The sequence below is a fragment of the Kocuria sp. CPCC 205231 genome (genome assembly GCF_040980965.1).
Lineage (GTDB): Bacteria > Actinomycetota > Actinomycetes > Actinomycetales > Micrococcaceae > Kocuria > Kocuria rosea.
This window is the reverse complement of record NZ_JAVKPP010000011.1, coordinates 142,271-150,101: the sequence shown is the minus strand read 5'-3', so window position 1 is coordinate 150,101 and position 7,831 is coordinate 142,271. Positions and strand designations below refer to the sequence as shown.

Sequence of the window (7,831 nt, the reverse complement as noted above, 5' to 3'; positions counted from 1 at the left end):
CAAGAAGATGAGTGATCAGGGGGTCAACCTTCAGATGCCGGAAAGGGGTCAGTTTTCACTCGCCGTTGACAGCCCCCTCGAGTTTCTTCTGCACGAGGCGTCGTCATGTCTTCCCTGTACCTTCCCCAGGCCGGGCGCGGAAGCAGACAATCCCACCATGACTACTCTCACGCCCTGCCTGTGGTTCGACACCGAAGCCCAGGACGCAGCGAACTTCTATCTCACGGTGTTCCCCAACTCCCGGATCACCGACATCACCTACTACGGCGAGGCCGGGCCGCGGCCGGCCGAGATGGTGCTGACCGTGGAGTTCGAGCTCGACGGTCATCCGTTCACCGCGCTCAATGGCGGGCCCGAGTTCAGCTTCAGCGAAGCGGTGTCGTTCCAGATCGACTGCGCCGATCAGGCGGAGGTGGACCGGTACTGGGAAGCTCTCACCGCCGACGGCGGGCAGGAGAGCATGTGCGGGTGGCTCAAGGACAAGTACGGGCTGTCCTGGCAAATGGTGCCCCGCAGGCTCGTCGAGCTGCTGGCCGATCCCGATCCGGGCCGGGCGCAGCGGGTGATGGCCGCGATGTTGTCGATGCGCAAGCTCGTCATCGCCGACCTGGAGGCCGCCGCCGACCGTTCCTGAAACACGGAGGGCGCGCTGCGAACCGCCCAGCCCCCTATGGGCGAGACCGTCCCCGCTCCCGTTCGTGGCTGTCGAACCGGCTCCGGACACTGGCCACCGTCGGATCTGGAACCATCCGACCGCCTCCGTCAAAAGACTCGATGGTCAGGACGGTGGTCCGACTGCGGTGCAGGGGGTGAGCTCGCACGCCCAGCGCCCGTTGCGGCAGGCCAGGACGGCTCAGGGGGGAGCACGAGTCGGGGCGCCGGTCCTCATCGGCTCATGCGCCGCGGCAGGTACCCATGGTCCACAGGTTGCCGCCGCCGTCGCGGATCGTGAACTGGGGGGAGCCGTGGTCGGTGTCCGTCAGCGGCTCGAGGACCTTCACCCGACCCCCCGCACACAGAAAAACACCCCGGACACACAAAAACACCCCGGACCGTAGGTCCGGGGTGTTTCCGATGTCCTGAGACATCGCACTGTGCGCGAGGGGGGACTTGAACCCCCACCCTCTAATACGAGGACTAGCACCTCAAGCTAGCGCGTCTGCCTATTCCGCCACCCGCGCGAGTGGATCCAAGGCGAACGTGGTGCCGTTTCCGGCCGTTCCTCCTGAACGCAACAGAAAATAAGGTACCACATGCGCGGCCGCCGTTCACATCGGCGCCGCTGTCCGGAGGAGCAGCGCGACCGCGCCGAAAATTTTGATGAAAACCCCTGAGTAAGTGCACTTCCGGCTTCCACCGCGCCCCGCCATGCGGTTGAATGGTGGCTGAGCATCTCCAGGATTCTCCAGCTGACCTGGGGCGATGCTCGTTCGAGGGTTGCGTTCGCGCCACCGGGGAGCCCCCCGTCCCCGCCGGTGCCAGGGACCCTCGACACGGCCGGGGACCCCCCTCACCTGTGCCGGCGGCGGCCGCCGCCGCCCCGTTCTCCCACGGGACCACGGTGGCCGCCGCCTCTCACCGTCCGGCGCCGGCACCGCCCGCCGAGGGCGTGCGGTGCCGCGGCGACTCAGAGGACGGAGCGGTAGACCTCCAGGGTCCGCTCGGCGATGGACTCCCACGCGAAGTGCTCCTCGGCGCGGCGCCGGCCGGCGGCGCCCATCTCCCGGGCGCGCACCGGGTCGGAGACCACCTCGGTCAGCGCGGCGGCGAAGTCGGCCACGAACTTCTCGGGATCGACCGGCGTGCCGGTGCCGTCCTGGGCCTGCTCGATGGCGACCAGCCGGCCCGTCTCCCCGTCGACGACGACCTCCGGAATGCCGCCCGTGGCGGAGGCGACCACGGCGGTGCCGCAGGCCATGGCCTCGAGGTTGACGATCCCGAGCGGCTCGTACACGGACGGGCAGGCGAAGGCCGTGGCACCGGAGAGGATCTGGACGATCTCGCGGCGCGGCAGCATCTTCTCGATGAGCACCACCCCGGACCGGGTGGCCCTCAGCTCGTCGATGAGCGCGTTGACCTCGGCCCCGAGCTCCGGGGTGTCGGCGGCGCCGGCGCACAGCACGAGCTGCACGTCCTCGGGCAGCAGGGCCGCGGCGCGCAGCAGGAACGGCACGCCCTTCTGCCGGGTCACACGGCCCACGAACGCCACGGAGGGCTTGGCCGGGTCGATGCCGTAGGACTCGAGCACGTCGGTGCCCTCGTCGCGCACCCACTGGCTCACGTCGATGCCGTTGTGCACCGTCCGGACCCGGTCGGGGTCGACGTCCGGATAGGACCGGAGGATGTCCTGGCGCATCCCGTCGGAGACGGCGATGATCGCCGCGGCCGCCTCGTAGGCGGTCTTCTCCACGAACGAGGAGACCGCGTACCCGCCGCCGAGCTGCTCGGCCTTCCACGGGCGCAGGGGCTCGAGGGAGTGCGCGGAGAGGACGTGGGGGATGCCGTACATCAGCGACGCGAGGTGCCCGCCCATGTTGGCGTACCAGGTGTGGGAGTGCACCAGGTCCGCGCCGGCGATGTCGCCGATCATCGCGAGGTCCACCCCCAGCGTCTGGATCGCGGCGTTGGCGCCGGCCAGGTCCGCGGGCACGGGGTAGGCCTGGACCTCGACGCCGTTGACCCGGGGCTCGCGCGGAGCACCGAAGCACCGCACCCTCAGGTCGACGAGCGGGGCCAGGACCCGCGAAAGCTCGGACACGTGGACTCCGGCGCCGCCGTAGATCTCGGGCGGGAACTCCTTGGACAAGATATCTACTCGCACGGTTCCGAGCGTACTGCAGGATCGGCACGGTGCCACGGGAAGACGCCCGTCGGGGGCCGTGCGTGCCGCTCCGTGAGACACATCCGGACTCCTGTGCGGTCGGTCACTCGCCTTCGCGGCGGTTAAGACACAATGAAGGCGCCTGTCGAGTGGTTCCGCACCGCGAGGCGGAGATGTTGCGCCCGATTGCCGAAGAAGTCAGAGAGGTTCCCATGCCCCACCGTAAGAAGGTTCTCGCGATCGTCCTGGCCGGAGGCGAGGGCAAGCGCCTGATGCCGCTCACCGTGGACCGCGCCAAGCCCGCGGTGCCCTTCGCGGGCGGCTACCGGCTGATCGACTTCGCGCTGTCCAACATCGTGAACTCCGGCTACCTCCAGGTCGTGGTGCTCACGCAGTACAAGTCGCACTCCCTGGACCAGCACGTCACCCAGACCTGGCGCCTCTCCGCCCAGCTGGGCAACTACGTGGTCACCGTGCCGGCCCAGCAGCGGCGGGGCAAGGAGTGGTTCCTGGGCTCCGCCAACGCCATCTTCCAGTCGATGAACCTCATCGACGACGAGAAGCCGGACATCGTGGTGGTGGTCGGCGCGGACCACGTGTACCGGATGGACTTCTCCGACATGGTGGACTTCCACGTGCGGTCCGGGGCCCGCGCCACCGTGGCGGGCGTGCGCCAGCCGATGGAGATGGTGACGTCCTTCGGCGTGATCGAGACGGACCCGCAGGACGTCACGAAGATCACCCGCTTCGTGGAGAAGCCCGAGAGCACGGCTCCCCTGCCGGACGACCCCGACGCCTTCTTCGCCTCGATGGGCAACTACGTCTTCGACACCGACGCGCTCGTCGAGGCGCTGCGGGCCGACGAGGCGAAGGAGGACACGAACCACGACATGGGCGGGGACATCATGCCGTGGTTCGCGGACCGCGGCGAGGCCGCCGTCTACGACTTCACGAACAACGACGTCCCGGGCTCCACGGACCGTGACCGGCAGTACTGGCGCGACGTCGGCACCCTGGACTCGTACTACGACTCCCACATGGACCTGATCCGCCCGCTGCCGGTGTTCAACCTGTACAACTACGCCTGGCCGCTCTACACCAACGAGATGCAGGCCCCGCCGGCGAAGCTCGTGCGCGGCCCGCGGGGCGAGGGCGGCATCGCCACCGACTCGATTCTCTCCCGCGGGGTCCTGGTCACCGGCGGGCGCGTGACCGAGTCGGTGCTCTCCCCGAAGGTGCTGGTCAACAACGACGCCACCGTCAACCAGTCGGTCCTGCTGCCCAACGTCCAGATCGGCGAGGGGGCCGTGGTGGAGCGGTGCATCCTCGACAAGAACGTGGTGGTGCCCCCGGGCGTGAAGGTCGGCGTGGACGCGGAGCAGGACCGCGCCCGGGGCCTGACGGTGACACCCTCCGGGCTGACGGTCGCCCCGAAGAACTTCCGCTTCGAGAGCTAGGGATCCCACCTGTCACGGCGGGGCCGACCACCCGGGGACGGGGGGCGGCCCCGCCGTCGTCATGCGGTCTGCGTGACCTCGACCTGGACCTGGAGCCCCGAGGTGCCGCCGCCGCCGGTGACCATGCCCTTCAGCGGCGTGACGTCGGTGTAGTCGCGGCCGCGGGCCACCGTGACGTGGAAGTCGGTGAGCCGCGTGTGGTTGGTGGGGTCGTAGGCGTACCAGCGGTCGTTCCACCACTCCACCCACGCGTGGGACTCCCCCGGCACGGTCGCCCCGATGCCCGCCTCGTAGTCCGGGTGCAGGTAGCCGGAGACGTAGCGGGCGGGGATCCCGATGTGCCGCATCATGCCGATGGCCACGTGCGCGAGGTCCTGGCACACGCCCTTGGCCTCCCGCCAGGCGGCCTCCGCGTCCGTGTGGACCCCGGTGACCCCCGGCACGTACTGCATGTGCGAGGCGATGCCCTGGAAGATCGCGGCGGCCGCGGCGGCCGGGTCGGCCGCCTCCTTGCGGATCTCCTCGGCGACCTTCTCCAGCTCGGGCCCGAGCCGGGTGAGCGGGGTCTGGGGCACGTGGTCGGAGACCGCGTCGAGGACCTCGGGGGTCGCCAGCTCCTCCCAGCTCAGCCCGTCGGCGACCTCGTCGCCGGGCCGCCGGTGCACCTCCACCGTGGCCGAGGAGCGGACCTCCAGGTGCCGGTGCCGGCCCTGGATGTCGAAGGCCGCGACCCGGGTGCCCCAGTAGTCCCGGTAGTTGCTGACCGTGGCGGTCCCCGGGCTCAGCGTCAGCTCCGCCTCGAGCACGATCTGCTCGTCGTCCGAGAGGGGCGTCATCCGGGCCTCGTTGTAGGACTTCGAGACGTTGTCGTTGTAGTCGTAGCGGGTGACGTGGTCGATCTTGAGCCGGGTCACAGCATGCCTCCGAACCAGGACGCCTCGACGGCGTGCGAGAAGTACTTGGTGCTCACGGCCTCCGACGCCCTCGCGCACGCGGCCTGGACGTTGTTCAGGTGCTCGGGCAGCACCGCGATGAGGTCCTCCGCGTGGTGGAACTCCAGCGCCGTGCGCGCCTCGCCGATGATCCGCCGGGCGTCGTCCTTGAACCCGACCCGCTGCAGACCCGGCTCCAGGCCCACGAGGATCTCCTCCGCCGTGGTCAGCGCGTGCAGGATCGAGCGGGGGAAGAGCCGGTCCAGGAGCAGGAACTCGGTCGCGGACTCGTCGCTGAACGTGCCGTAGCGGGTGCGCAGGAAGGCCTCGTACCCGCCGGCGCAGTGCAGGATCGACACCCACGACATGCCGGAGGTGGACGTGGACCGGGTCCACAGCAGCCGGGACGTCATGTCCGCCCGCTCGATCGCCGCGCCCAGGGACAGGAACATCCAGGACTCGTCGTGGGACATGGTCATCTGGGTCTGCCCGCGCACGGTGGCCATCCGCTCGATGGTCCAGTGGCAGACGCGGAAGGTGCCGACGACGTCGCGGCGGTGCTGGCCCAGGCCGTAGTACGTGGAGTTGAGCGACTCCCACATGGCCGAGGACACGGTCTCCCGGGCGCGGCGGGCGTTCTCGCGGGCGGCGTGCAGGGAGCCCGAGATGGAGGTCAGGCAGTCCTTGTTCCACGCGAGCTCGTGGATCATCGACCGGACGCTGTAGTCGCCGTCCCCGGGCTCCACGCCCATCACCGCCATGATCCGGCGCACCTCGGCCTCCTGCTCGCCCACGGGCAGCTGGGTGATCCGCTCCAGGTGGACGTCGAGGATCCGGGCCACCCCGTCGGCCCGCTCGACGTAGCGGCCGATCCAGAACAGGGACTCGGCAATGCGGCTCAGCATGTGGGCCCCTCTCCGGTGCGGGTCGTCGCGGTGGTGCCCGCGGTGGTGGTCACGGCCTGTTGCTGTTGCTGCTGCTGCTGGCCGTTGTCGCCCTCGTCCTGCCAGGACGCGGAGACCGGCCACGTGTGCACCGAGGAGTCGACGTCCGGGGGCGGGGCCTGGCCGGGGTCGAGGTCCTGGGTCTGCGGCTGGCCGAGCACCCAGGTGTCCTTCGAGCCGCCGCCCTGCGAGGAGTTGACGATCAGTGAGCCCTTCTGCATGGCCACCCGGGTCAGCCCGCCGGGCAGCACGTAGACCTCCTCGCCGCTGTTGACCGCGAAGGGCCGCAGGTCCACGTGCCGGGGGCTGAACTCCCCGTCCGCGAACGTGGGCACGGTGGACAGCTGCAGCACCGGCTGGGCGATCCACCCGCGCGGGTCCGCCAGCACCTTCGCCCGCAGCTCCTCGAGCTCCGCCGCGGTGGCCTGGGGGCCGATGACCAGGCCCTTGCCGCCGGACCCGTCCACGGGCTTGACGACCAGCTCGTCCAGGTGCGCGAGCACCCAGGCGCGGGCTTCGTCCTCCTCCAGCCGGTAGGTGTCCACGTTGGGCAGCACCGGCTCCTCGTCGAGGTAGTACCGGATGAGGTCGGGGACGTAGGAGTAGGTGAGCTTGTCGTCGGCCACACCGTTGCCGATCGCGTTGGCGATGGTCACGTTCCCGGCGCGGGCCGCGTTGACGAGTCCGGAGCAGCCGAGCGCGGAGTCGGAGCGGAAGTGCAGGGGGTCGACGAACTCGTCGTCGATCCGCTTGTAGATCACGTCCACGCGCTGCTCGCCGTCGGTGGTCCGCATGTAGACCTTGTCGCCGCGGACCACGAGGTCGCGGCCCTCCACGAGCTCCACCCCCATGAGCCCGGCCAGCAGGGTGTGCTCGAAGTAGGCGGAGTTGAACACGCCCGGGGTGAGGACCACCACCACGGGGTCCTCGGCGGCCTCCGGGGCCGTGGCGCGCAGCGCCTTGTAGAGGTGCCGGGGATAGGCCTCCACGGCGCGGATCGGCTGCGACATGAAGGCCTCCGGGAGGCCCTTGGTCATGGCCCGCCGGTTCTCGATGACGTAGGAGACCCCGGAGGGCACGCGCACGTTGTCCTCCAGGACCCGGAACACGCCCTGCTGGTCCCGGACCACGTCGATGCCCGCCACGTGGATCCGGACGCCGCCCGGGGGCCGGAAGCCCCACACGCTCCGGTGGAAGTGGGCGGAGGAGGTGATCAGCGCCTTCGGCACGATCCCGTCGGCCACGACCCGCTGCTCCCCGTAGACGTCGTCGAGGAAGCACTCCAGTGCCCGGACCCGCTGCTTCACGCCGCGCTCGATGACGTCCCACTCCCCGGCGGTGATCACCCGGGGCACGATGTCGAGCGGGAAGGGCCGCTCCTCACCCGCGAAGTCGAAGGTCACGCCCCGGTCGAGGAAGGAGCGGGCCATGGAGTCGGCGCGGGTGTTGACGTCGCTGAGCGAGAGGTCGTCGAGGACACCGCCGATGCGGTCGTAGCCGGGGCGGACCTGCCGGTCCGGCGTGTACATCTCGTCGTAGGCCGCCGCCACGGCCATGTCGGCGGCGTAGTTCTCGAACAGGTCGGACATGTCGGGCGATCACATGCCTTTCGGGGTCGGGGCGGGCAGTGTGTGCAGTATGGACGGGCCGTATTTCGCAGCGGTAACCCGGTGGCCG

6 protein-coding genes and 1 tRNA gene are annotated in these 7,831 nt (G+C 69.9%); 2 read left to right on the top strand and 5 right to left on the bottom strand.

Features of this window, described 5'->3' with window-relative positions:
* The first annotated feature begins 157 nt into the window (after positions 1 to 157).
* Positions 158 to 634 (top strand): VOC family protein, encoded by a 477-nt coding sequence (locus tag RF640_RS12930; protein WP_017834308.1) that lies wholly within the window; start codon positions 158 to 160, stop codon positions 632 to 634.
* 461 nt (positions 635 to 1,095) lie between these two features.
* On the opposite strand, the gene RF640_RS12925 is transcribed toward RF640_RS12930, so the two are convergent.
* Positions 1,096 to 1,181: transfer RNA gene (locus tag RF640_RS12925), tRNA-Leu, on the bottom strand.
* A 446-nt stretch (positions 1,182 to 1,627) separates the two neighbouring features.
* Entirely contained in the window at positions 1,628 to 2,821 is a 1,194-nt protein-coding gene (gene glgA / locus RF640_RS12920; protein ID WP_031283439.1) for a glycogen synthase, read from the bottom strand.
* A gap of 212 nt (positions 2,822 to 3,033) precedes the next feature.
* Here glgA and glgC point away from each other — a divergent pair, with 212 nt between their 5' ends.
* Positions 3,034 to 4,278, top strand: a complete 1,245-nt coding sequence (gene glgC / locus RF640_RS12915) for a glucose-1-phosphate adenylyltransferase (protein WP_176337735.1) — start codon at positions 3,034 to 3,036, stop codon at positions 4,276 to 4,278.
* A gap of 59 nt (positions 4,279 to 4,337) precedes the next feature.
* Here glgC and RF640_RS12910 read toward each other — a convergent pair whose 3' ends face one another.
* The 3 genes from RF640_RS12910 to RF640_RS12900 are packed head-to-tail and all read right to left on the bottom strand — an operon-like array spanning position 4,338 to position 7,743.
* Positions 4,338 to 5,192 (bottom strand): transglutaminase family protein, encoded by an 855-nt coding sequence (locus RF640_RS12910; RefSeq protein ID WP_133410122.1) that lies wholly within the window; start codon positions 5,190 to 5,192, stop codon positions 4,338 to 4,340.
* Positions 5,189 to 6,115 (bottom strand): alpha-E domain-containing protein, encoded by a 927-nt coding sequence (locus RF640_RS12905; protein WP_017834313.1) that lies wholly within the window; start codon positions 6,113 to 6,115, stop codon positions 5,189 to 5,191. The genes RF640_RS12910 and RF640_RS12905 overlap by 4 nt, the downstream gene beginning before the upstream one ends.
* Entirely contained in the window at positions 6,109 to 7,743 is a 1,635-nt protein-coding gene (locus RF640_RS12900; protein ID WP_017834314.1) for a circularly permuted type 2 ATP-grasp protein, read from the bottom strand. The genes RF640_RS12905 and RF640_RS12900 overlap by 7 nt, the downstream gene beginning before the upstream one ends.
* Between the last annotated feature and the right edge of the window lie 88 nt (positions 7,744 to 7,831).

What these genes read in the sequence shown, in the direction of transcription:
- RF640_RS12930 (WP_017834308.1), top strand. Translation starts at nt 158, where the DNA reads ATGACTACTCTCACGCCCTGCCTGTGGTTCGACACCGAAGCCCAGGAC.
- glgC (WP_176337735.1), top strand. Translation starts at nt 3,034, where the DNA reads ATGCCCCACCGTAAGAAGGTTCTCGCGATCGTCCTGGCCGGAGGCGAG.
- RF640_RS12905 (WP_017834313.1), bottom strand. Translation starts at nt 6,115, where the DNA reads ATGCTGAGCCGCATTGCCGAGTCCCTGTTCTGGATCGGCCGCTACGTC.
- RF640_RS12900 (WP_017834314.1), bottom strand. Translation starts at nt 7,743, where the DNA reads ATGTCCGACCTGTTCGAGAACTACGCCGCCGACATGGCCGTGGCGGCG.